General features: G+C 36.4%; 21 protein-coding genes. 16 read left to right on the top strand and 5 right to left on the bottom strand.

Going from position 1 to position 22,708, the window contains the following annotated elements; genetic code table 11:
* The first annotated feature begins 112 nt into the window (after positions 1-112).
* The 6 genes from AC3WSO_RS20635 to AC3WSO_RS20610 all read left to right on the top strand — a co-directional run bounded on the left by AC3WSO_RS20635 (position 113) and on the right by AC3WSO_RS20610 (position 6,693).
* The gene (locus AC3WSO_RS20635; protein ID WP_492533332.1) at positions 113-1,078 is read left to right on the top strand and encodes a YncE family protein; all 966 of its coding nucleotides are present in this window, start codon (positions 113-115) and stop codon (positions 1,076-1,078) included.
* On the top strand, positions 1,075-1,758 hold the full coding sequence (locus AC3WSO_RS20630; protein WP_197144247.1) for a response regulator: 684 nt from the start codon (positions 1,075-1,077) through the stop codon (positions 1,756-1,758). Before AC3WSO_RS20635 ends, AC3WSO_RS20630 begins: the two co-directional genes overlap by 4 nt.
* Positions 1,755-3,143: a sensor histidine kinase gene (locus tag AC3WSO_RS20625; protein WP_492533331.1), complete on the top strand. Its 1,389-nt coding sequence runs from the start codon at positions 1,755-1,757 to the stop codon at positions 3,141-3,143. The genes AC3WSO_RS20630 and AC3WSO_RS20625 overlap by 4 nt, the downstream gene beginning before the upstream one ends.
* A gap of 3 nt (positions 3,144-3,146) precedes the next feature.
* Entirely contained in the window at positions 3,147-3,683 is a 537-nt protein-coding gene (locus AC3WSO_RS20620; protein WP_492533329.1) for a FixH family protein, read from the top strand.
* A gap of 122 nt (positions 3,684-3,805) precedes the next feature.
* Positions 3,806-4,378 carry a TetR/AcrR family transcriptional regulator gene (locus tag AC3WSO_RS20615; RefSeq protein WP_492533327.1) on the top strand — a complete coding sequence of 191 codons (573 nt, stop codon included), beginning with the start codon at positions 3,806-3,808 and terminating at the stop codon, positions 4,376-4,378.
* A gap of 125 nt (positions 4,379-4,503) precedes the next feature.
* Positions 4,504-6,693 carry a YhgE/Pip family protein gene (locus AC3WSO_RS20610; protein WP_492533326.1) on the top strand — a complete coding sequence of 730 codons (2,190 nt, stop codon included), beginning with the start codon at positions 4,504-4,506 and terminating at the stop codon, positions 6,691-6,693.
* 504 nt (positions 6,694-7,197) lie between these two features.
* Here the strand turns inward: AC3WSO_RS20610 and yhfH are convergent.
* Entirely contained in the window at positions 7,198-7,323 is a 126-nt protein-coding gene (gene yhfH / locus AC3WSO_RS20605; protein ID WP_012292204.1) for a protein YhfH, read from the bottom strand.
* Between the two features lie 144 nt (positions 7,324-7,467).
* Between yhfH and lplA the strand changes: the two genes are divergently transcribed.
* From lplA to AC3WSO_RS20565, 8 genes are all read left to right on the top strand, one after another.
* Entirely contained in the window at positions 7,468-8,460 is a 993-nt protein-coding gene (gene lplA, locus AC3WSO_RS20600) for a lipoate--protein ligase (protein WP_492533324.1), read from the top strand.
* A gap of 370 nt (positions 8,461-8,830) precedes the next feature.
* Positions 8,831-9,535 (top strand): response regulator transcription factor, encoded by a 705-nt coding sequence (locus tag AC3WSO_RS20595; RefSeq protein WP_492533322.1) that lies wholly within the window; start codon positions 8,831-8,833, stop codon positions 9,533-9,535.
* Positions 9,535-10,518, top strand: a complete 984-nt coding sequence (locus AC3WSO_RS20590; RefSeq protein ID WP_492533320.1) for a sensor histidine kinase — start codon at positions 9,535-9,537, stop codon at positions 10,516-10,518. Before AC3WSO_RS20595 ends, AC3WSO_RS20590 begins: the two co-directional genes overlap by 1 nt.
* A gap of 11 nt (positions 10,519-10,529) precedes the next feature.
* Positions 10,530-10,964, top strand: a complete 435-nt coding sequence (locus AC3WSO_RS20585) for a hypothetical protein (RefSeq protein WP_492533319.1) — start codon at positions 10,530-10,532, stop codon at positions 10,962-10,964.
* A gap of 12 nt (positions 10,965-10,976) precedes the next feature.
* Entirely contained in the window at positions 10,977-11,753 is a 777-nt protein-coding gene (locus tag AC3WSO_RS20580; RefSeq protein WP_386830502.1) for an ABC transporter ATP-binding protein, read from the top strand.
* Positions 11,725-13,659, top strand: a complete 1,935-nt coding sequence (locus AC3WSO_RS20575; RefSeq protein ID WP_492533316.1) for an FtsX-like permease family protein — start codon at positions 11,725-11,727, stop codon at positions 13,657-13,659. Before AC3WSO_RS20580 ends, AC3WSO_RS20575 begins: the two co-directional genes overlap by 29 nt.
* A gap of 304 nt (positions 13,660-13,963) precedes the next feature.
* The gene (locus AC3WSO_RS20570) at positions 13,964-15,511 is read left to right on the top strand and encodes a fatty acid--CoA ligase family protein (protein ID WP_492533315.1); all 1,548 of its coding nucleotides are present in this window, start codon (positions 13,964-13,966) and stop codon (positions 15,509-15,511) included.
* A gap of 843 nt (positions 15,512-16,354) precedes the next feature.
* Positions 16,355-17,002, top strand: coding sequence for a VTT domain-containing protein (locus AC3WSO_RS20565; RefSeq protein ID WP_492534435.1), 648 nt, complete (start codon positions 16,355-16,357; stop codon positions 17,000-17,002).
* Between the two features lie 84 nt (positions 17,003-17,086).
* On the opposite strand, the gene AC3WSO_RS20560 is transcribed toward AC3WSO_RS20565, so the two are convergent.
* Genes AC3WSO_RS20560 through AC3WSO_RS20545 form a run of 4 tightly spaced genes read right to left on the bottom strand, consistent with a single transcriptional unit; the run spans position 17,087 to position 19,764 of the window.
* Positions 17,087-17,791 (bottom strand): hypothetical protein, encoded by a 705-nt coding sequence (locus tag AC3WSO_RS20560; RefSeq protein ID WP_492533314.1) that lies wholly within the window; start codon positions 17,789-17,791, stop codon positions 17,087-17,089.
* The gene (locus AC3WSO_RS20555) at positions 17,788-18,516 is read right to left on the bottom strand and encodes a hypothetical protein (protein ID WP_492533312.1); all 729 of its coding nucleotides are present in this window, start codon (positions 18,514-18,516) and stop codon (positions 17,788-17,790) included. The genes AC3WSO_RS20560 and AC3WSO_RS20555 overlap by 4 nt, the downstream gene beginning before the upstream one ends.
* On the bottom strand, positions 18,500-19,393 hold the full coding sequence (locus AC3WSO_RS20550) for an ATP-binding cassette domain-containing protein (protein ID WP_492533310.1): 894 nt from the start codon (positions 19,391-19,393) through the stop codon (positions 18,500-18,502). The genes AC3WSO_RS20555 and AC3WSO_RS20550 overlap by 17 nt, the downstream gene beginning before the upstream one ends.
* The gene (locus AC3WSO_RS20545; protein ID WP_492533308.1) at positions 19,390-19,764 is read right to left on the bottom strand and encodes a GntR family transcriptional regulator; all 375 of its coding nucleotides are present in this window, start codon (positions 19,762-19,764) and stop codon (positions 19,390-19,392) included. Before AC3WSO_RS20545 ends, AC3WSO_RS20550 begins: the two co-directional genes overlap by 4 nt.
* 455 nt (positions 19,765-20,219) lie before the next feature.
* Between AC3WSO_RS20545 and AC3WSO_RS20540 the strand changes: the two genes are divergently transcribed.
* Both AC3WSO_RS20540 and AC3WSO_RS20535 read left to right on the top strand, forming a co-directional pair.
* Complete coding sequence (locus tag AC3WSO_RS20540; RefSeq protein WP_492533307.1) at positions 20,220-21,449, top strand: EAL and HDOD domain-containing protein; 1,230 nt, start codon at positions 20,220-20,222, stop codon at positions 21,447-21,449.
* Between the two features lie 392 nt (positions 21,450-21,841).
* The gene (locus AC3WSO_RS20535) at positions 21,842-22,681 is read left to right on the top strand and encodes a YitT family protein (RefSeq protein WP_492534433.1); all 840 of its coding nucleotides are present in this window, start codon (positions 21,842-21,844) and stop codon (positions 22,679-22,681) included.
* Positions 22,682-22,708 lie beyond the last annotated feature (27 nt).

The raw sequence follows: 22,708 nt of genomic DNA, 5'->3' as shown, positions 1-22,708 counted from the left end.
TGTAGTATTAATCGTGAAATTGGCTTGTTTTGTTTGTCATAAAATTACCATTCAAGTTTCACTCGAATTTCACAATTGTGAAGTATAGTTAAGAAACAGAGGTGTTGTGATAATGTTGAAAAAATGGGTATTCTTCATTTTTTCTTTAGTACAGCTTATATGGCTAGCAGGGTGTACGGAGAAATCGTTTGCTCCTATAGAACGCGACCAGGATTTTATTGCATCCTTAAATATACAGGAGCCTTCGCTAGATTTTATAGATGGGCAAGGGAATGTGATGGCAACGTGGTTATTTGACAAAGCATACTCGGGGGCAATACTGCTTGAAAATGATCGTGTGTTATTGTACGGTCATCAATTAAATGAAATAGACGTCTATACATTATCAACTGGAAAGAAGCTCTATTCCAAAAAAGTAAAGCTTGGTACAACAAATGTGTATTATGCTGAAAATAAAAAACAGTTTTTTATTGCGAATAGCAAAACAAATACAGTGACAAGCTTTGATGAGAAGGGCAACGAACTGGCAACACAGAAGCTAGGTAACTATCCTATGTCCATGGCAGCCTATAAAGATAAGCTATATGTGATTAATTATAAAGATACGAAATTATCGGTGTTAAATATAGAAAATCTAAAGATTGAGCAAGAGTGGCCGATTCAAAAATCATCACATGGAATAGCTATTCTCGAAGAGAAAAATGAACTATGGATGGGTGGTCATGGAGAAGGAAGCAAACCGAATAGCTCTGTTAAAAAATATGATCTTACGACAGGAATCAAAAAAGGGGAGATAAAAATGCCTTTAATGCCTGTTGGATTAACCAAAACAAAGGATGCTATCCTTGTTGTTAGTCATGGTCATAATGAATTATATGTTGCTGACTTTGATGGAAATGTGAAATGGGAGCAAGTGGTAGGCGCTAATCCATTTGCCGTAAATCAGTTTAAAGATAATATTGTTGTCGCTGGCTATGATGACCATACTTTATATTTCATAAAAGAAGGTCAGGTGGAAAAAACAGTTGATGTGGGGAAAGGTTCATTTCAACTGTTAGTGAGGGAGGAAAAAATGTGACAACGGTGTTAATTGTTGATGATGAGAAAGATATGCGTAATTTAATAGAAATGATGCTCAATAATTCTAAAATTGAGACTTTAACAGCAGCAAGTGGTACAGAAGCCTATGATATTATTGTACGCGAAAAAATTGATTTAGTTCTACTTGATGTGATGATGCCGCATGAAGACGGCTTCGCGGTTTGTCAAAGTATACGTGCGATGTCGAATATACCAATTATTTTCCTGACAGCACGCGATGCAAATGAGGATAAAGTTAAAGGCCTAACAATTGGCGGAGATGATTATATTGTAAAACCGTTTACAAACGATGAGCTAGTTGCACGAATTCATGCTGTGTTAAGAAGAAGCGGTGCTAATATAGAAGAATTACAGCAAAAATATGTGATACTTGGACCTATTAAAATAGATGAGACTGCACGCAAAGTATCTGTGGATGGAAAGAGTGTTCCGCTTACTTTAAAGGAGTTTGAACTATTACATTTATTTATGAACAACCCTGGGAATGCTTATACAAGGGAGCAATTACTAGAACGCATTTGGGATATTGATTATGTAGGGGGTACAAGAACTGTTGACACGCATATAAAAACCTTACGTATAAAGCTTGGAAAGGAAGCAGCGGGACATATTCAGACCGTTTGGGGAGTGGGCTACCGCTTTGATCCTGGCGAATGAAAAAGATTTCAACACGTATTTGGCTATTAATCTTTGCATTTTTAATTATTACCGTTGTCTTCATGTATGTCCTGACTGATTATTTATATGAACGGCTTTATGTAGAAGACACGGAAGAGATGATGGTAGAGGTAGGGTCAAAGCTACAAACGATGTATACCGGTAGTAAAGTAACGGATCAATTTATTGCAGATATTGAACAGTATACTAATTATTCTAATTTGAATATTTTTGCAGTAAGAAATCCGCGTGAACTAAGTGCTTGTGTGCCATTTGATATTGATTTCGAAACATTGATTGGTCCAGAAGAGCGACAGCAATTACTGGCAGGTGAATATGTACAGAAAATTGGGTATGAGCCTCGGTTTGATAGACAGTTAATTTCTGTAGTACTTCCGCTAGTAGACCAAAATAGGCTTGAAGGAATTATATATATTTATTTCCCTTTAGCAAAAATTAGTGAGTTAGCGAATAAAGAAGTCATTTCCTTATTTGTCAGTGCCTTTATATTTTTAATTGTCATCAGCTATTTAATTTATAAAGGAATCCGTCATATTATGCGACCACTAAGTAATTTGCAAAGAGCTGTTGAGCAAATGTCAGACGGAAACTATGGAACACGTGTGACAGTTCATTCCAAAGATGAAATAGGAAGATTATCTAGCACCTTTAATAAAATGGCAGAGTCGATTCAACAAGAGGATGAGGCTCAAAAAACATTTTTAGCTACAGTTTCACATGAGCTAAGGACACCTATTAGCTATGTAAAAGGATATAGTGAGGCGATGCAAAAAGGCATTATTCCAGAAAGTCAAAAAGAGGAAACGATCCAGCTAATTGTACGTGAGGCAAATCGGATGGAACGTTTAACAAATGAATTACTTCTACTTGCTCGTATGGAAAATGAACAGGCGGAAATTACTTTATATCCAATTCCGCTTGCTGAAACATTACGCGAGGTTCAAAAAATATTAACTCATCAAGCAGAGAAGAAGACCATTGCACTCCATTTGGATGCTGATGATGCATTGATTATCAAAGCTGATGAAGTAAAGCTGAAACAAGTTTTTATTAATATTATTGAAAATGCTATTAATTACTCGTATGATCAGTCGAAGGTTGAAATTACTGCTTTTGAGGATAATGGAAGTGCACAAATTACGATAAAGGATTATGGGATTGGGATTCCAAAAGAGGATTTATCACATGTAACGGAGCGCTTTTATCGTGTTAACAAAGCACGGAGTCGAGCAGATGGTGGCAGTGGACTCGGATTGTCGATTGTTGAACAACTGTTGAAGCAGTTACAGGGCAAGATAGAGATTGAAAGTGAAGTTGAAAAGGGCACAATTGTAAAAATTACATTGCCGTTAATGGAGGAATAAAACATGAAAAAATGGTTATTGGCATTAGTTGCAGTACCTGTATTATTAGTTGGATGTGGAGAAAAGAAAGAGCAAACAACTTTGAAAGAGCCAGAAGTGCCTCAAATTCCAGAGGTTCAAATTTTAACACCAAAAGAAGTAGCAATAAATGAAACAGTTGAGCTTGCTGCGCAAGTTGAACAAGGTGGCAAAAATATTGATGATGCAGATGTGAAATTTGAAGTGTGGGAATCTGGTAAACGAGATGAAGGGCAAATGATTGAGGGTAAATTAGAGAAAGACGGCGTTTATAAAGCAGAGACTAAGTTTGACCACGATGGAGTCTATTATATGTATGCCCATACGACGACAGCTAATGGTGTTCATAATATGCCGAAGCAACAAATTACTGCTGGAAGCCCTGATATGACGCAAGTTTTACCAGAGGATGAAAAAGCAAATAACAATAGCATGGATCATAACATGATGGATCATGGTAATGATAAATCAGAGGGTGCTGAGCATAGTGATCAAGAAAAAAGTGAAAAAAATCACAATTAAATGCTTGCATTATTTTTAAAATAGGAATATGATAATGACCAGATGACCGAAATGGTTTTCTGGTCATTGACATTTTCGTGTACAAAGGCATGTACATAATAGAACAGGAAAGGATGTTACTAATGGATCGTAGGCAGGAAATTCTTGAAGCAGCTACAAAATCCTTTACATTGTTTGGATACAAGGCGACAACAATGGAGCAAGTAGCTAAAATTGCGAATGTCGGTAAAGGGACGATTTACACATTCTTTGCAAATAAAGAAATTTTATTTCAAGAGATAGCTATGTCACTTGTACGAGAGATGCAAGCAGAAGCGGATGCAGTGTTGGATGCATCAGCTAGCTTTATGGACAATGCGCACAATGCTTTAATGAAAATGCTACAGTTCCGCGAAAAACATCTTTTATTTGTGAAGTTATTAGAGGAGGAAAAGGAACTACGAACGCCAGCAGTTAAACAAGCTCTAGTTCGCATTGAGACTGAAATTTTATCCTACGTTACTGAATTAATTCAAAGACGTATCGTAAAAGGAGAAATTAGAGACTGTGATGCAGAATTAGTAAGCTTTCTTTTGCTAAAGGCGTATCTAGCATTTGTCGTTGATTGGCATGAGCTACATGGTGAAATTATTCCAGAAGAAAAGATACTACATCTTTTCAAGGAAACAATCTTCCGCGGACTAATTTTAACTTGATTTGGCCGAACTAAAAAGTGAATCAATGACAATCTAGTGGTTTTACCCACCTGAAATTTTGTTTTTTTTGAATAAAAATGACCGACTGACGTTTTCGGTCAATATTATAGGAGTGAAGAAAACGTATGATTAAAGCTGAGTGGCTGAAAATCTTAAAAACAAGAAAAATGCTTGTTTCAATAATCGCTGTATTATTTATTCCAGTGATGTACGCAGGTATGTTTTTATGGGCATTCTGGGATCCATATAAAGGCCTTCCGAATTTGCCAGTAGCTGTTGTCAATGAAGATAAGGGCGCTGAAATGGAAGGAGTTAAATTAGATTTAGGGAACGATTTAGTCGATAAGCTTGTCGATAGTAACGAGTTTAAGTTTATTGACGTTTCCAAAGAAGAAGCTGAAAAAGGCTTACATGGCCGTGATTACTATATGATTCTAGAAATTCCAACAAATTTCTCTGAGCACGCGACTACTTTATTAGATGACAAACCTTCTAAATTAGTCATGAATTATATTCCGAACGAAGGATTGAACTTCCTTGGTGCACAAATTGGTGAAACAGCAATGGATCGTGTACGTGCGGAAGTGAATTCAAAAGTTTCTGCTACTTATGCAGAAAAATTATTTGATTCTATTACAACACTAGGAGATGGCTTTACAGAGGCTGCTGATGGCTCAAGTAAGCTAGATGAAGGTGCTAAAACTTTAGCAAATGGTGCAAAAGATTTAAAAGGTTATCTTGAGAAACTAGCATCAAGTACAGTTGAATTGTCAAATGGTGCAGATAAAATTACTAAAGGTGCCGGAGATGCTGCAAAAGGTGCAAATGACTTATCTACTGGTCTAGTAAAAATACAAGACGGTACAGGACAGTTACAACAAGGTGCACAACAAGCAGCATCTGGAGCAACAACTCTTTCGCAAGGTGTATCACAATATACACAGGGTGTAGCAAAGGTTCAATCAGGTTTAGCTACAATTAATGATAAACAACAACAAATTAGTGCAGGCGCAGCTTCGATTGCTGATAATGCAGGTGCATTAAATGGTGCAGCAGGCCAATTAACAGCGGGTTCTGCAAAAGTAGCAGAAGGCATCACTGCTTTATCTCAACAATTACAAGGCATGATGGCATCATTGCCTGAAGAGCAAGCGGCAGTATTAAAACAAACATTAGCAGAGCTACAAGCAGGAAGTGCAAGCGTGCATAATGGCTTAGGTTCTTTAACTGCTGGTACAGAAAAATTACAAGCTGGTGCTAAACAAGTAAGTTCTGGTGCATCACAAATTGCAGCAGGTCAATCCCAAGTGTTAGCAGGTGCTAATGAGTTAACATCAAAAAGTGGTGCGTTAGTCCAAGGGGCAAAAGGTCTTCAAGCTGGTAATGCAACACTTGCTCAAAAATTAGGTGAATTAAATGCTGGTGTTAAGACAGCTGTAACAGGTTCTAAAACATTGGCTTCAGGTTTAAATGAACTAGCAAGTGGTTCAACAACATTGAATCAAGGTACGTCAACACTTGCATCTAAATCAGGTGAATTAGCAGAAGGTTCTAAAACGCTTGCTGATGGTACTACTGAACTTGTAGATGGTACATCAACTTTATCTAGCAAACTAGGTGAAGCGAGTGAAAAAGCAAAAGAAGTTCATGCAAGCAAAGACACATATGATATGGTAGGTAGCCCAGTTGAGGTTGATAAAGAATCTGTTAACCATGTACCTAACTATGGAACAGGTTTCTCACCATACTTTATTTCTCTTGGCTTATTCGTTGGTGCGTTATTAATCTCTATCGTTTTCCCACTTGTGGAACCAGCGATTCGTCCAAAAAATGGAGCAGCTTGGTTTACAAGTAAAGCTTCAGTTTTAGCAATAGTCGGCTTAATTCAAACTATATTAACAGTGGTTATTGTAAAATGGGGCTTAGGCCTTGAAGTAAACAATTTCGGATACTTCTGTCTAACAGCATTATTAACAAGTTATGTTTTCTTAGCTTTAATTCAAATGTTAGTATCTATTTTCGGTGATCCAGGACGCTTCATGGCGATTGTTGTATTAATTTTACAACTTACAACAAGTGCGGGTACATTCCCACTTGAGTTAATCCCATCACCATTACAAGTATTTAATAAACTGTTGCCAATGACATATACTGTTTCAGCATTTAAAGCAAGTATCTCAACTGGTGATACATCATTCTTAATGCAAAACTACGGAATTCTAGCAGGCTTCCTAGTAGCATTCTTAGCTATTACTTTCGGTTATTTCATGTTACTACACACAAAACGTTACTCAAAAGTAGCCGAAGAAAACTAAAAAGGAATTTTTTACACCCACCGATATTGGTGGGTGTTTTTTTATGGTTGAATGATTGTCTGGCAAAGGAAGAGATACTCGGGTGTTAGGAAAAACTAATCAGCGTCAAAAAAGCTCATTCATATCAGGCGTGTTGATAAGGAAATTATAGGTTTGTTATTGGCTGATAAAAGTTTTTTTGTTGATATTTTGCTAGTGTATATTTTTTTTACTGATTGTAGCGTAGACTCCCGCAAGAAGCGTTGCTCTGCGCGAAAGCGAAGCGGCAGAAAGAAAGCGAGTAGCCCGTAGCGAAATTCAGAGCCTTCTAAACAATTGGGTTGGATAAAAATGGTTAATTGACACGCTTGAAGTCATACAAAAAACAGCAGCTGATATGAGCGTATCGGCTGCCGTTTTTAAGTGTAAGAGATTTAATTAAGGGTTCATCAATTAATATGATGAGAGGTGTCATTTTTAGTACGTGTGGGGCACGTATATGACTATTACAGAATAGGCAAATGCTTATAGGTGGTTACATTTTTCACAAGTGTTGCTGTAGCATTCACTTTGTTCTTCAATCTTTTCACCGCATTCTGTACATTGCTTTGCAGGTAGGTTCTTGAAAAATTCAACTACATTTTCTAACATTGTGGACTCCTCCTTTAAGTTCATCTGTACTATTACTGTTTTGATATTTTATAGTGTATTATAACAGAAGCTTTTCGTCAACACAAAATGCCTAATTTACGTTAAAATAAATATGGATATATTGTGAAGGAGGAAACGTAAATTATGATATTCGTTGATAATAAAGGGATTCATGATCCACGTATTAATCTTGCTATTGAAGAGTATTTATTGAAAAAGATGGATGTTGAAAAGGAGCCAGTGCTACTTTTTTACATAAACCAGCCTTCAATCATCATCGGTAAAAATCAAAATACTATCGAAGAGATTAATACAGATTACGTGGAGGATAATGGCATAATCGTTGTACGACGCCTTTCTGGTGGCGGCGCAGTGTATCATGATTTAGGGAACCTCAACTACAGTTTTATTACTAAAGACGATGGCGATAGCTTTATGAATTATAAAAAATTCACGCAGCCTGTTGTAGATGCACTTGCAAAAATGGGCGTTCATGCGGAGCTTTCAGGACGCAACGACATTTTAGCAGAAGGACGTAAAGTTTCCGGGAACGCGCAGTTTTCTACAAAGGGCCGTATGTTTAGCCACGGCACATTACTGTTTGATACAGAAATTGATGCTGTAGTATCTGCATTAAAGGTGAAGAAAGATAAAATTGAATCAAAGGGTATTAAATCGATTCGTTCAAGAGTAGCTAATATTTCTGAGTTCTTAAAGGATAAGATGACTGTCGAAGAATTCCGCCTAGAAATTTTAAAATCCATTTTCGGTGGGGAAGAAAATATTCGCTATTATGAGCTAACAGAGGAAGACTGGGCAAATATCCATAAGCTATCTGAAGAGCGTTATCAAACGTGGGAATGGAACTATGGGAAATCGCCACGCTTTAATATTCAAAAAACACATCGCTTCCCAACAGGAGGCATTGATATTCGCTTAGAGGTGAATAAAGGAATTATTGAAGAAGCTCATATTTTTGGTGATTTCTTTGGTGTAGGCGACATGACAGATGTTGAACAACGATTAGCTGGGACAAACTATGATCGAACTGCAATTGCTAATGCGTTAGCGGATATTGATATTCCAACATACTTTGGTGGAATTACGACAGAAGAGTTTTTACAATTAATTTATTAAGAGAAGCTTGTGTAGAAATTGGCAAATGTTCTTATTGAGACATATGAGGACACAATTAAAAATCTAATGGAACATCCCACATAACGAGTGGTTGATTTCCATTCCGACTGGGCGCTTTCCTGGGGGCGTCTGATGAGCCGCTTCGCTTCGCTGCAGGGTCTCATCTCCCAAGGAGTCGCCCAGTCTACACTCCAATCAACTAATAAATAACATTGTGTATGTTTAACAAATGCCATCCTCTACTTTTGATGATGAGTCCCCAAAAATCTGTAGCTAACGATACATGTTAACTTTTGCTACAAAAGGTTCGCTGACAGTTATGTCAGTGGGCTTTTTTTTGATACAATACAAGATAGAAAGGAGTGTTGGTATGGAGAAGCATCGAATATTTATTGTCGAAGATGATGTAAAGATTGCTTCATTGCTCGCAGAAACGCTTAGAAAATATCAATACGAAGTTGAAACGATCAAAGAATTTGATCATCTTATTGAAGAATTCACAGCATTTAACCCACATATGGTGTTGCTTGATATAAATCTACCTTCGTACGATGGCTACTATTGGTGTCGCCAACTACGTCAACATACAACTTGTCCAATTATTTTTATTTCCGCCCGTTCTGGGGAAATGGATCAAATTTTTGCACTAGAAAATGGGGGCGACGATTTCATTACGAAGCCATTCAATTATGAGATTGTGCTAGCTAAAATCCGTAGTCACTTGCGTCGTACATATGGCGAATATGCAACAAGACAAGAAGAACGGACAATTAAACAAGGACAGCTCGTTCTTCATTTAGAAAGAATGGAGCTTCATAAAAATGATTTAGAGATCCCGCTTCAGAAAAAAGAATGTATCATTTTAGAACTGTTAATGGGAAATGCTCCAAAAGTAGTGGCGCGTGAGCAACTGTTAGAAGAGCTTTGGGACGATCAGGCATTTGTCGATGAGAATACATTGAATGTCAATATGACACGAGTGCGCAAAAAGCTAGCTGATTATCAAATTATGTCTTCTATAGAAACGGTGCGCGGAGCAGGTTATCGCTTTATTTTAAGTGCAGGTGAGTTATAGTGGGCTGGAAATTATTTTTGCGTGATTACGCATCGTTCATTGTATTCCAGTTCTTACTAGTCGGTTTTATTATGATCTTATATTGGTTGGACGGCTTTCGAAATGTTGATACTGCTATATATTCCTTCTGTATTAGTTTAGTGTTACTAGCTTCGTTTTTAATTATCCGTTATTTAATGCGTCAACGTTATTTGATCAAAATATCGCAGCTACCTAAAACGATGGAGGATGTATTGCAAAAAAATGCTAAAACAGCTGAGGCGATACAAGCTGAAAAATATATGCATGAATTATATCGATTATATAAGCATGAGCTTCAATCGTTATATGCTGGCCAAAAACGACATGATCAGTTTATGAATCAATGGGTGCATCAGATGAAAACACCAATTTCTGTTATTGAGCTCTTATTACAGGATGAGCGTCCTCTTGATAAAAAGAATGTACAGGAGGAAATTGACCGCCTGCGTAGAGGCTTGGATATGGTGTTAGTGAACGCTCGATTAGAAAATTTTGAAGAAGATATGCAAGTAGAACAGATTGCTTTAAAAACGATTGTTACGGCAACTGTAAATGAAAATAAACGTTTATTTATTACGAAGCGTGTCTTCCCAGAAATTCATATTGAGGACGATATTATCGTAGCAAGTGATTCAAAATGGCTTCGCTTTATTATCGGGCAATTCGTCACAAATGCGGTTAAATATACGTTTGAGGCAAATAAAAAAATAGTGATTTCTGCCGTTAAAAAGGATGACCACGTACAATTAGCCATTTGTGATGAAGGTATCGGTATTCCTGCTTCCGATCTTTCTCGTGTCACTAAAGCTTTCTTTACTGGTGAGAATGGGCGTAAAACTGGGGAATCCACAGGGATGGGCTTATATTTAGCGAAAGAGATCTGTGAAAAACTCGGTCACGAATTAAACATTACATCAGAGGTAGAGAAAGGAACAGTTGTTACAGTGACATTTATGAATTAGGGGGATCGGAAATGACAGAGGTATGTTTGGCTGAATGGGTTTTACATGTAGAGACAGAGAAAACAGGAGCATTATACGAATCACTTAACGAAGTTTGTGAGTGTTTATCCTGCAAAAATTTCCGTAAGGCTAGTCTTTTGCTAAATGAAGAAGTCATACATTTTTCGAATAAGCTTGGGCTAGACTTATATAAACCAACTTTACTTAACGCTTTTCCTGTAGAAGGTGAACAAGTGATGTACAGTGGACATTATACGATTTGTGGTGAAGTAATTGAAGGTGAAATAGATGCCTGGGATATAATTGTTGGTTCGCATTGCTTTAGTCTAGTGGAGGAGGATGGTGATACGCCAGCTGGGTGTTTAACAGGGCCGCATTTTCAAATTGGCTTTGAAGTAGTATTGCAGTGGCTTTTACCAGAATCTATGGAATTAATGAAGAAATAAGGTGAAGAAGATATGCCTATTTTACAAATAAAAGACGTGACGAAGGTGTATGAAGGTAAAGTAACCCATCGTGCGCTAAATCAACTAAGCTTTGAGGTGGAGGAAGGCGAGTTTTTAGCAGTCATGGGTCCTTCAGGAAGTGGAAAAACAACATTATTAAATCTCATTTCTACGATAGATGAACCAACGAGCGGAGAAATCATTTTAGATGGCATGAATCCTCATATGCTGAAAGCAACTGAACTAGCCTACTTTAGAAGAAGGCAGCTTGGTTTTGTTTTTCAGGATTTTAATCTTTTGCATATGCTCACAGTGGAAGAGAATATTGTGCTGCCACTGACTTTAGACCAACAACCATTAGAAGTAATGGAGGAGCGTCTTGCAAGTATTGTGGAGAAGCTCGATTTAACTTCATTTTTGCATAAACGCCCAAATGAAATATCAGGTGGACAAGCGCAAAGAACAGCTATTGGTCGGGCACTTATTCATAATCCAAGTCTCATTTTAGCAGATGAGCCGACCGGGAATTTGGATTCGAATTCTTCGCGTGATGTACTAGAGCTTTTAACAAAAATCAATCAGGAAAGACGAACAACGATTGTCATGGTAACACATGATCCAATTGCAGCTAGCTACTGTGACCGCGTGTTATTTATTAAAGATGGGGAATTCTTTAATGAAATTTACAAAGATGATCGTCGACAAATGTTTTTCCAGCGAATATTAAATGTGTTGAGCTTACTAGGAGGAGGACAAGTAGGTGACCTTTCGACAATTCGCTTACCGTAATGTCGTACGGAACAGCCGTATATACGGCGCCTTTTTCATGGCAAGCTTTTTTTCTGTGGCTGTGTTTTTTATCTATTCAATGCTCATGTTTCATCCGGATATTGAAAGTGGGATTTTAGGAGAGGCATCGTTAATTGGGATGGTTGGTGCGGAAGTCGTACTCGTCCTTTTTACATTATTCTTTTTATATTATTCGATGAGTGCTTTTTTAGAGGCAAGATCACATGAATTTGCAATTTTACTACATTTAGGAATGGAAAAACGCCAGATGAATAAGCTTGTCTTTTTGGAGACAATGATTATTGGATCGGGTTCTATTTTTGTTGGGATTGTATTTGGTTTCTCGTTTTCGAAATTCTTTTTCATGATTGTGCGGGAAATTTTACATTTAGATAGTTTGCCCTTATATGTTTCATGGGAGCCTTTTTTACTAACGATTGGTGTTTTTACAAGTGCTTTTGTAGTCATTTCTTTTATTAGTGTATATTTTACACGTGAAAGAAAATTGCGCGATCTCCTTAAGGGAAATGACTATTTAAATAGTGTTTCAACTTATTCAAAAATTCGTGCTGTAATTGGTATTACCCTTATTTTATCATCATACGTATTATCAATTATCGTAGGTAACACATCTTTAATTGATTTAACATTAGTAATTCCGTTTTTAGCAACCTTTGGAACATACTATTTTTTCAGAGATTCTTTACCTTGCTTTTTAGATAAAGCACGGGGGAAACGGAAATTTCATTGGCAACGTTATCGTCTTCTTTCGTTAGCTGAGCAAACACATATTATGATGGACAATGTGAAAATGTTTTTTGTAGTAACGATGGTGTCGACAATGGCCTTTTTATCGGTCGGTGTTTTAGCAACGATGTCATCATATACCATACAATATGATCGTTTAAATCCACTAGGACTTGTCTATAAGGGAGACGTCGACAATCCATATGAGCGAAATCATATCGCCTCTTTACGTATGGAATTAGAGGAAATGGGCTTGTCCTATCATTTATCTCGCTTTGTTGTTATCAAGCAAACCTCTTCCTATACTCAGAATGAGGTTGAGGTGTTTAGGGAATCAGATATGAATGTATTGCTTTCTTCCTATAGTTATCCATTACTTGATATGGCTAAAGGAGAGGCAGTGTTTATTCCATATTCGGAAGAGTCTCTTAACAAACTAAAAAATAAAGTGGTGCATACAGTTTTAGAGGAAAATTCTATCCCGATCACCATTGATAGTGTATATCCTAAAATAGTATTTCCGGGTTCTATTGTTAGTGTTAATTCTATCGTGATTAGCGATGAGGATTTTGTAAAGCTCATAAAGCCGATTGCCGATAAAAACGTTGCGCAGCCAACCTATCATTTATTTACCTTCTATATTCCTCAGTGGATGGAAACAAAAAATATTGGCAAGGACATAAATGAGTTACAAGCGTCTCTATATTTTTATAAGAAAAATAAATTTAGCCCATTTTACTTTGAAAATGCAGGATTAAATTATTCTTATATATTAGCTACTTATTCTTTATTCACATTAGTAGGGGTTTTAGTAGCAACGGTATTTTTATTAGCAGCAGGTAGCTTCGTTTACTTCAAACTGCACACTTCTCTTGAAAGAGAAAAGCGTAAATTCGATGTCTTAAAGCGAATGGGCTTAACAGATACGGAGCTTAAAAAGCTTGTGAATCGTCATTTATTCCCGCAATTTTTCTTACCATGGGGTGTTGCAATGATGCACAGCCTCTTTGCTTTTCTTATGGTTCAAGGTGTTTTGAAGGATATTGCTAATATTTCCATTGTAAAAGAAGTTGTCTTATCATTTAGCTTTTTTGTTTTAATACAAGTAGTCTATTTTTACTTGATTCGTTGGCGATACATCTCGCATATACGTTCGTAGAAAAAACGTAAAAAAGAGAAAAAAATGAGTTATTTGACGTAATTCATGACATGAGATAAAAAGTTTCGTTGTTTTTTTAATATATTTCTTATATAATGTTACTGAATGATGATTCATTTTGTCTTTATTTAGTAGATTTCGGTGATGAGATGGATGGGGTGTGATTCCTTTTCAAGGGAAGTCCAAACATCTACTGAATGGAGATAAGCCTCCGGCGGATGTCACGGATTGTTTATCTACACGAAAGAGAAGCGTCAGCGTCAATGCGCCAAGGCGAAATTGATACGATAAGGGGATGGGGTAATTGAATTTAGTTTCAAGTGTTCGTCAGCAAGCATTAGAGCAACCGGATAAAATTGCGTATCATTTTATGGGGAAAGATACGACGTACGGTGAGTTTGAACACACTGTTGGTCGTTTTGCAAAGGGGTTACAACAATTAGGGGTAGAAAAAGGGGACCATGTGGCGTTTTTACTCGGCAATACACCACATTATTTAATTTCGTTATATGCGACTATGAGTATTGGAGCAACAGCAATTCCGATTAATCCAATCTATACACCGGATGAAATTTCGTATATTTTGCATAATGGGGATGTGAAAGCTGTTATTGCACTTGATGCACTTCTTCCATTAGTAGAAATGGGTGTACATGCTTTTCCAAAAGTAAAAACATTTGTTGTTTGTGAAACAACAGCAGATGTTGCTGAAAAAGTAACTACTTTATCTGATGAGGCAAAAACAAAAATTCATTTATTTTCACAAGTGATTGCTAGTGTATCAGAATCTTGCCAACCAGTAGAAGTAGCTGACGAAGATAATGCAATTATTTTATATACTTCAGGAACGACAGGTACTCCAAAGGGTGCAATGCTGACGCATGGCAATGTCTTTTCAAATGCACGAGATGTTGCGCATTATTTAGGCTATAGAGCAGAGGATCGTATTATTGCAACTTTACCAGTTTTCCATGTCTTTGCGTTAACGGTCGTCGTCAATGCACCTTTATTGAGTGGAGCAACAGTTTTACTTGTACCACGCTTTAGTCCAACTGAAATCTTTAAAATTACGAAGGAACAAAAAGCAACAGTCTTCGCTGGTGTGCCAACTATGTATAATTTCTTGTATCAATTACCTGAAGGCAATCCGGAAGATTTCTCAACAGTTCGCTTAGCAATTTCAGGGGGGTCATCTTTACCTGTAGCACTCTTACATAATTTCGAGAAGAAATTTAATGTGCGTGTTTCAGAAGGGTATGGCTTATCAGAAGCTTCACCGGTAACGTGCTTCAATCCATTGAATCGTGAACGTAAGGCGGGTTCTATTGGGGCATCCATATCCAATGTTGAAAATAAAGTGGTAGATGTTAATGGACAAGAAGTGCCCGTTGGCGAAGTAGGGGAGCTTATTGTACGAGGGCCTAACGTTATGAAGGGCTATTATAAATTACCTGAAGAAACGGCTATGGCTATACGTGATGGCTGGTTATACACAGGGGATTTAGCTAAAGTAGACGAAGAAGGGTACTTCTACATCGTTGACCGTAAAAAAGATATGATTATTGTAGGCGGATTTAACGTATATCCAAGAGAGGTTGAAGAAGTACTCTTTGCACATAATAATATCGTTGAAGCGGCAGTTGTAGGTTTCCCAGATCCTAACTTAGGTGAGGCAGTTCATGCATATGTTGTCTTAAAAGATGAAGATGCAACTTCAACAGAAGATCTTTTCGCATACTGTGCAAAACATATGGTGAAATACAAGGTTCCTAAAGTAATTGAGATTATAGATGAATTACCGAAAAATACGACAGGCAAAATTTTACGCCGTTCATTAAAAGAAAAAGTGTAAGATAAAAATACGCATCATCATAACGTGTGGTTGATTTCCGTTCCGACTGGGCGCTTTGTTGCTGCCGCTACGCTTTCGCACAGTTAAAACAATTTGTTGCTGTCGCTACGCTTTCGCACAGAGCTTCCTGGGGGGCGTCCGATGATCCGCTTTGTTGTTGCTGTCGCTATGCTTTCGAAAACATGCGCTTCGCTGCAGGGTCTCGGGCCAACACGATGTTGGTCACGAAGGCGTTATCATAGGATGTGATGCTTTTAGCCTTCGTTCCTATATTGCTAATCCCCAAAGAGTCGCCCAATCTCCATGCCAATCAACTTTTATACAAGTAATGCATTTTAACAAATGTTATCTCAAACTTTTGGTGATGAATCTAATTAAGAAGCTACTATTTGGTAGCTTTTTTTATTGAAAAAAATTATGTGGAGCTAAGATAATTCCTTCAGGCATGTTGATTAGGGGAAATAGGTTTATTATTAAGCGATAAACCTATTTTTTTGTGCTGTTTTGCTAATATATCTTCATTTTAATTATTGTAGCCCGTAGTGGAAATCATCCTCTTCGAATTATTTAGAATGTAAAAATTGAAAATTAATACACCCTAATTCTTTATTATTACATTATTACAGCAATGTAAAAAAAGTATGGCCACTTATTTAAATAGTTGAGTGTATATATCTGTAAGTGATAAAATCAAACTTATGAAATCTACATACTTTTTAAAGGCTTGTCATATAGTGTTGAAGAAGTAACACCACAGCCCGTCAAGAAGAATGGAACCCTTTGGTGTCTAGCTGCGTCAAAGCCTTTAGAAAATTAAATTGAAAGAGAGCATATGGAAAAATGATAGAACTCATCAAAGAGTTAATTAGCTTTATTATGCATATTGATGTGCATTTAGAAGAGATCATTCGTGAGTTTGGTAATTTGAGTTATTTCGTTTTATTTGCAATTGTTTTTGTTGAAACTGGTGTCGTTATTTTCCCATTCCTGCCAGGTGATTCATTACTTTTTGCAAGTGGTACATTAGCAGCAGCAATGGGCGCATTTGACATGTGGATATTAATCCCTGTGTTTTTAGCAGCTGCAATTTTAGGGGATACGATGAATTATCATATTGGTCATAAAGTGGGAACATCTATACCACCAAATAGCTTCCTTGGAAGAGTCGTAAAAAAAGAACGTATGGAAGCAGCAGAAAAGTTCTTTAATACACACGGTGGAAAAACGATTGTCATCGCACGTTTTATGCCCTTCATCCGTACATTCATACCTTTTGTTGCAGGGGCTAGTAAAATGAAGTATAGCTACTTCATCATGTATAATATTGTAGGTGCAGTGTTATGGGTATTCAGCTGTACATTACTAGGTTATTACTTTGGTAATATTCCTATTATTAAAGACAACTTCTCAACGGTTTTAATATTAATTATCTTAATTTCAGTAATACCAGCCGTAATTGGTGTTATTAAATCAAAAGTAAGTGGAAAATAAAAAAGAGACAGTCTAAATGTGATCAAAAAACACATAGGACTGTCTTATTTTTTGCTCTCATCTATAGATGATGAGCCGTTTTTTCTATTCTATATATTGCATAAGGCCTTGGGAATCTTTTAGGTCTGTACTTCTTGGTATGTCGATAACTAAGACATTTGAATAGGAATAGTCCATATTGAATCGTTCTCGTTCTTCCTCTCGGTTAAAATCTAAGATCCCTAATGTTGCTTTTATACGATAATAATTTACTTGTTGTTTAGAAAGAGATTCAATGAATAGCTGGTTCTGTGTCACGAAAACGCTAGGTAAAGGTACTTCATCTGAAAGATTGATACCATTTATTATGATAGGAAATTGATAATACGTAATAAGAGCTTTCCCAGCTTCAATATTGTCATTATAACGGTGTCGAATTTGCAAGCTTAAATTATTGTCATCATTTATAACAACAGGTAATGTATCTCCTTCAAAGTTAATTGCCCATGTTTTCTTTTTATAATCCTCAGTTAAATACGAAGAATCGTATTCTTGATCATACTTTCGGATCTGATCCATTTCTTTCTCAAGTTGTTTCATTTCTGAAGGAGAAAGCACTGGTATGTTTGATTCTGAAAATAAGCTAATATAAATGAAGGCAGTGAGTCCAAGTGCGATATAGCAGGTAATGCAAATCATAATTCGCTTTGGTGTCCAAAATTTCTTAGTTTTTTTACCTAATTTACTTAGTAGAAAAAATGCCACTACGAGCAGTAGTGGAATAAAAACCAAGGAAAATGTTGCTATCATTTACGAGACACCTCCGATTTATTAGCAATCCAAATAGTGAGGCTAAAGCACAATGTAGCCACAAGCAAATAAAGAACACTAATCATAATATTTGGTAACATTATTAGCGAACCAAGGTTAATAGAATTGGGTGCCATAAAAATGTATATAAAGCTAAACAAAATAAAAGTTGATAGAAATAACTTTATAACTAAGGGCCCCTTGAGGCTGGTGCCAAATAGTAAGCCGATTGCGCCAAATAAACAGATGCTACTGAAACATAATATGAATACTGATGGTGAAATAAATAGATGGTCTATTACAAAAGATTTCTTTTCTACTAGCAAAATCCCTAATACTTGTAAATAGTAAGTCGAAATCATAAGGATAACTGCGATAAAACTGTATATAATCATGACTAATATATTTGCAATAGTGCTAGATGTCCGACTAGAAACAACGGATAAATCATCAATACGATATGCTTTTGCTGTAAAAAGAAGCGCTACAATAAATGCCCATATTGCTGAAATAATAAGAAATATATCGAGTGAATAAATAGAGAAATGAACATCTAAATTTCCAGACCCAGAACCATAAGATCCACTTCCAAAGCTAGATGTTAAAACGGCAAAAATGATTTGTACAATAACTAAGGAGCTAAGGGCAGAAATATTTAATTTTGCTTTCCATTTCACCTGTTTTTTGACGAGTGTTTTAAGTGAAATATTAGTCAAAGATTGCATCAATATCACGTCCTTTTTTATTTGTTAAATACATGCAAACTTCACTTGCAGTAAGGGCTGATACTTTGATGCCTTTTGTTCGAAGTATTTCTTCTGAGATGAATAGTTTACTAGCATCTACTACAGCTGAGGCCACCCCTGTCACAATCTTTTGAGCGTAAACTTCCGTCTCAGAGAGCAGATCCGCAAGTTCATCACTTGGTCCGTGAAGTGATATGAGCTGTTCCTTAAATTCATCCAGTGGCGCGTGGGCAATGACGGAGCCTTCATCTATTAATAAAATTTCTTCTAAGATAGATTCCATCTCTTGTAAATGGTGACTAGTAATTAAAAATGTCCGTGGAAATGCTAGGTATTCCTTTAAAATTGCTCTGTAAAAATCTGTACGAATTGCTTCGTCCATACCATTCATCGGCTCATCTAAAATGGTTAGTGCACAGCGACTTACTAATCCGTAAACAAGATTAAAGGTTGCCAATTGACCTTTAGATAGTTGCTGATGCTTTGCCGTAAGATCGATACCCGCATAATCGAGCATGCGATAAGCTAATTCATTTTGCCAATTAGGATAAAAATCAGCTCCCATCTTAAGAATTTCTTCGAGCGACAAGTAATCTGAGAAGCTTAATCGGTCATCGATAAAAATCATATTGGCAGCTGTTTGAATATTATTAAAGGGATTTTCATTAAACACTTTACATGAACCAGTCGTAGGCTTTAGGTAGCCTGCAAAAATATTCAGCAATGTCGACTTACCTGCACCGTTGCGACCAATAATGCCGATAATTTTTTCTGCATCAATAGCGCAGGTTACACGTTGCAGTGCATGACGACGTCCAAAGCTTTTAGATAACTCCTCACATTGAATAATATTCATTCCAACCCCTCCTGTGTTTTTCGAATAAGCACTAGCAATTCTTCATCAGATACAAGTAAACGTTTTGCCTCTAATACAATCTCTTGTGCCATTTTTGTCAATATTTCGTTTCGTCGTTTCAATAAAATTCGTTCCTTTGCATCCATAGTGACAAACATTCCTAACCCCCGTTTTTTATATAAAAGTTGCTCTTCTAGTAAAATTGTCAATCCTTTACCAGCTGTGGCGGGATTTATATTGAATAACTCAGCTAGTTGGTATTGTGAATAGACTTTCTGGTCTGCCTGTAATCGATCGGCAATGATTTCGTGCTGTAGCCATTCAGCAATTTGCATATAAATCGGTGTTGTACCATCTAGATGAACGTGCATCGAAAAACCCCCTTTCGTTGCTACAAAATATAGTGCATTAGTGTTGTAATGTACTATACATCTAAATTTGGTAAATGTCTATATGAAAAGATAATATTTTACAAATATATATAAGGAAGGTTTAAGTGAAGTTAAAAAAGGTAGATCGGAAAAAGGAATAATATTTTATTATGAGTTAATTGGAGTTTTGGGTAACCTATGAAACTCATCGCTGAAAGTTCGGGATGACATATAATGAGGATAAGGCGGCGACGCCTTGGGAATAGCGTCAAGTGGATTATCAGTATGCCTTCAATAGGAACGAAAATCACCACGCTATGTTGTGATTTATTTTATTGTATATAATGTTAATTATTGTGAGTCGATTTTTAGACAGTTACTTGAATGATAAGCAGATAGTGCTGAAAAATGCTATAATAATGTTACTAATAACTAGAGAAATGGGGGGCGACGAAATGGAAGTATTTATCGGCAGACAGCCAATTTTTAACCTTCAGGAACAAATCGTTGCATATGAATTATTATATCGCAGCAAAAACGTGAATGCTTTTCCAATGGTCGATTCAGATGCTGCCACAATTGATGTATTAGTAAACTCATTTCTTTTAATTGGCATTGAAGAGGTAACAAAAGGAAAACCTAGTTTTGTTAATTTTACAGAAAACTTGCTTATGAGTCCTTTAAATGAATACATAGATCCATCGCAAGTTGTTATTGAGATTTTAGAGGATGTCCCTATTACAGATCAGTTAGTCGAGAGAGTTATTGAGCTCAAATCATATGGGTTTAAAGTAGCATTAGATGATTTTATTTTAGATGATCAAGTACAAGTTTATGATGAGTTATTCACTTATATCGATTATATAAAAGTTGACTTTTTATCGTCACCATTATTAGAGCGAATGGAAATTGAAAATAAAGTGAAAGAAAATTTCCCTCACATAAAATTGCTCGCTGAGAAAGTAGAGACACGTAAGCAATTTGAAGTGGCGAAGCATTCTGGCTATGAATTGTTTCAAGGCTATTTTTTTGAACAACCTCAAATAATTACAGCAACTGATATACCTGCTAATACGATTCAATATTTATATATTATTACGCTATTAAAAGATGAGGAACCTAATATACAGTTATTGGCGGAAAGTATTGAGCGTGACATTTCATTAACATATAAATTATTGCATATGGTTAATAATTCAGAGTTGCGTTCTAAATCCAAGGTTCGTTCGATAAAACAAGCGATTATTTTACTTGGAGTTCCAAATTTACGAAAGTGGATTTATTTATTGGCGATGCGAGAAATTGACAGGAATACTGATAATGATCTGTTTAAAGAAGTCATGCGTACATCTTTATTTAGAGCAAAAGTATGTGAGAAATTAGCCAAGCTTTCCTATAAGAAAAATTTCTCTGAATACTTTTTAGTTGGGATGTTTTCATTAATAGACACTATGTTGCAAAGACCGCTGAATGTTATTTTACAGCAGTTACCTTTTTCAGAAGACATTACAGCAACGCTTTTAGGTAATCAAACTGAAATGACTCCGTATTTGGAATTCAGTAGTGCGTTGGGCAAGTTAGATTGGTCTACATTAGAAAGATTAGCTCCTCAGCTTACTATTGATTTTTCAACTATTGATCTTTTATACAATGAAGCCATGGAATGGGCAGAAAAGTCTTTATAAAGATAAAAATCAATTATCTGTTTTTGTTTAGTGGAATAAGCCGTTAAGTATATATTTTAATGAAAAGTCAAAAATAAGCTATCTTAAATTGTTTTTAAGGTAGCTTATTTTTTTATGTATTTAATAAGCTTGCTATTAGTTGATCTTCGTTACGACTGGCCGCCCCCAGGAAGTTCTGCTCTGCGCGAAAGCGAAGCGGCAGATACAAAACGCCCAGTCGGAACGGAAACCAACCACACGTTATGATGATGAATCTATTAGTATAATACATAATGCAAAAAATACATGTTCCTTCATCAAGACGAAGTTCTCAATACGAAAACTATTTGCTATAATCATCTCGTCTTTAAAAAATTCTGAAAGTTGAAGTGGGCGTGGGGGAAGTGAATCAAATTCATGATGTAAGGGAAAGCATTGTGGAGTATGTTTACGTCGTAGTAGGAGCTGCAATTATTGCCATCGGTTTTAATGTATTTTTACTACCAAATCAAGTAGCCTCTGGCGGAGTAAGCGGGATTAGTACAATTTTAAACGGTTTATTTGGCTGGAATCCTGGCTTAGTACAATATGCATTTAATATTCCATTATTTATAGCAGGTATATTATTACTTGGAAAGAAGTTTGGGATAAAATCGTTTATTGGAACAGTGACATTACCGTTCATTGTATTACTAACGAACAGTTGGAGTCCTTGGACAGATAATCCTTTACTCGGTGCACTATTTGGGGGGATTGTAGTCGGTATAGGAATAGGACTTGTTTTTAAGGGGAATGCTTCTACTGGTGGCACTGATCTATTAGCGCAAATTATTACAAAGTATACTGGAATAACGCTTGGTACAAGTGTACTTTTAATTGATGGGATTATCGCAATTAGTGCAGCAATTGTTTTTGACTTAGAGAAAGGTTTGTATGCCCTGATTGGACTTTATGTCACGACAAAAACGATTGATATTATTCAGCTCGGCTTTAGTCAGTCTAAAATGATTTACATTATTACGATGAAACAAGATGAGGTACGTGATGCCATATATGCCGAGATCAATCGAGGAGTGACAAAGTTGCCTGCAATAGGTGGCTATACAGGGGAAGCGCGACCAGTTTTGATGGTTGTGGTTTACCAAACAGAATTCACAAAGCTGAAACAACTCATTAAAAACGTTGACCCATCAGCGTTTGTGATCGTTTCTAATGCTTATGAGGTGTTGGGAGAAGGTTTCAAACGTGCATAACTTTGGTATAATGTCGGGGAAAGAAAC

The sequence above is a fragment of the Lysinibacillus sp. EB106-09-02-XG168 genome, assembly GCF_058791475.1.
Note: the sequence above shows the minus strand (reverse complement) of the source record. Positions and strands in the feature narration are given on the sequence as shown.

Excerpts from the sequence above, each read along its gene's own strand:
- AC3WSO_RS20635 (WP_492533332.1), top strand. The coding sequence starts at position 113 with ATGTTGAAAAAATGGGTATTCTTCATTTTTTCTTTAGTACAGCTTATA.
- AC3WSO_RS20625 (WP_492533331.1), top strand. The coding sequence starts at position 1,755 with ATGAAAAAGATTTCAACACGTATTTGGCTATTAATCTTTGCATTTTTA.
- AC3WSO_RS20620 (WP_492533329.1), top strand. The coding sequence starts at position 3,147 with ATGAAAAAATGGTTATTGGCATTAGTTGCAGTACCTGTATTATTAGTT.
- AC3WSO_RS20615 (WP_492533327.1), top strand. The coding sequence starts at position 3,806 with ATGGATCGTAGGCAGGAAATTCTTGAAGCAGCTACAAAATCCTTTACA.
- AC3WSO_RS20610 (WP_492533326.1), top strand. The coding sequence starts at position 4,504 with ATGATTAAAGCTGAGTGGCTGAAAATCTTAAAAACAAGAAAAATGCTT.
- yhfH (WP_012292204.1), bottom strand. The coding sequence starts at position 7,323 with ATGTTAGAAAATGTAGTTGAATTTTTCAAGAACCTACCTGCAAAGCAA.
- lplA (WP_492533324.1), top strand. The coding sequence starts at position 7,468 with ATGATATTCGTTGATAATAAAGGGATTCATGATCCACGTATTAATCTT.
- AC3WSO_RS20595 (WP_492533322.1), top strand. The coding sequence starts at position 8,831 with ATGGAGAAGCATCGAATATTTATTGTCGAAGATGATGTAAAGATTGCT.
- AC3WSO_RS20585 (WP_492533319.1), top strand. The coding sequence starts at position 10,530 with ATGACAGAGGTATGTTTGGCTGAATGGGTTTTACATGTAGAGACAGAG.
- AC3WSO_RS20580 (WP_386830502.1), top strand. The coding sequence starts at position 10,977 with ATGCCTATTTTACAAATAAAAGACGTGACGAAGGTGTATGAAGGTAAA.
- AC3WSO_RS20560 (WP_492533314.1), bottom strand. The coding sequence starts at position 17,791 with ATGATAGCAACATTTTCCTTGGTTTTTATTCCACTACTGCTCGTAGTG.
- AC3WSO_RS20555 (WP_492533312.1), bottom strand. The coding sequence starts at position 18,516 with ATGCAATCTTTGACTAATATTTCACTTAAAACACTCGTCAAAAAACAG.
- AC3WSO_RS20550 (WP_492533310.1), bottom strand. The coding sequence starts at position 19,393 with ATGAATATTATTCAATGTGAGGAGTTATCTAAAAGCTTTGGACGTCGT.
- AC3WSO_RS20545 (WP_492533308.1), bottom strand. The coding sequence starts at position 19,764 with ATGCACGTTCATCTAGATGGTACAACACCGATTTATATGCAAATTGCT.
- AC3WSO_RS20540 (WP_492533307.1), top strand. The coding sequence starts at position 20,220 with ATGGAAGTATTTATCGGCAGACAGCCAATTTTTAACCTTCAGGAACAA.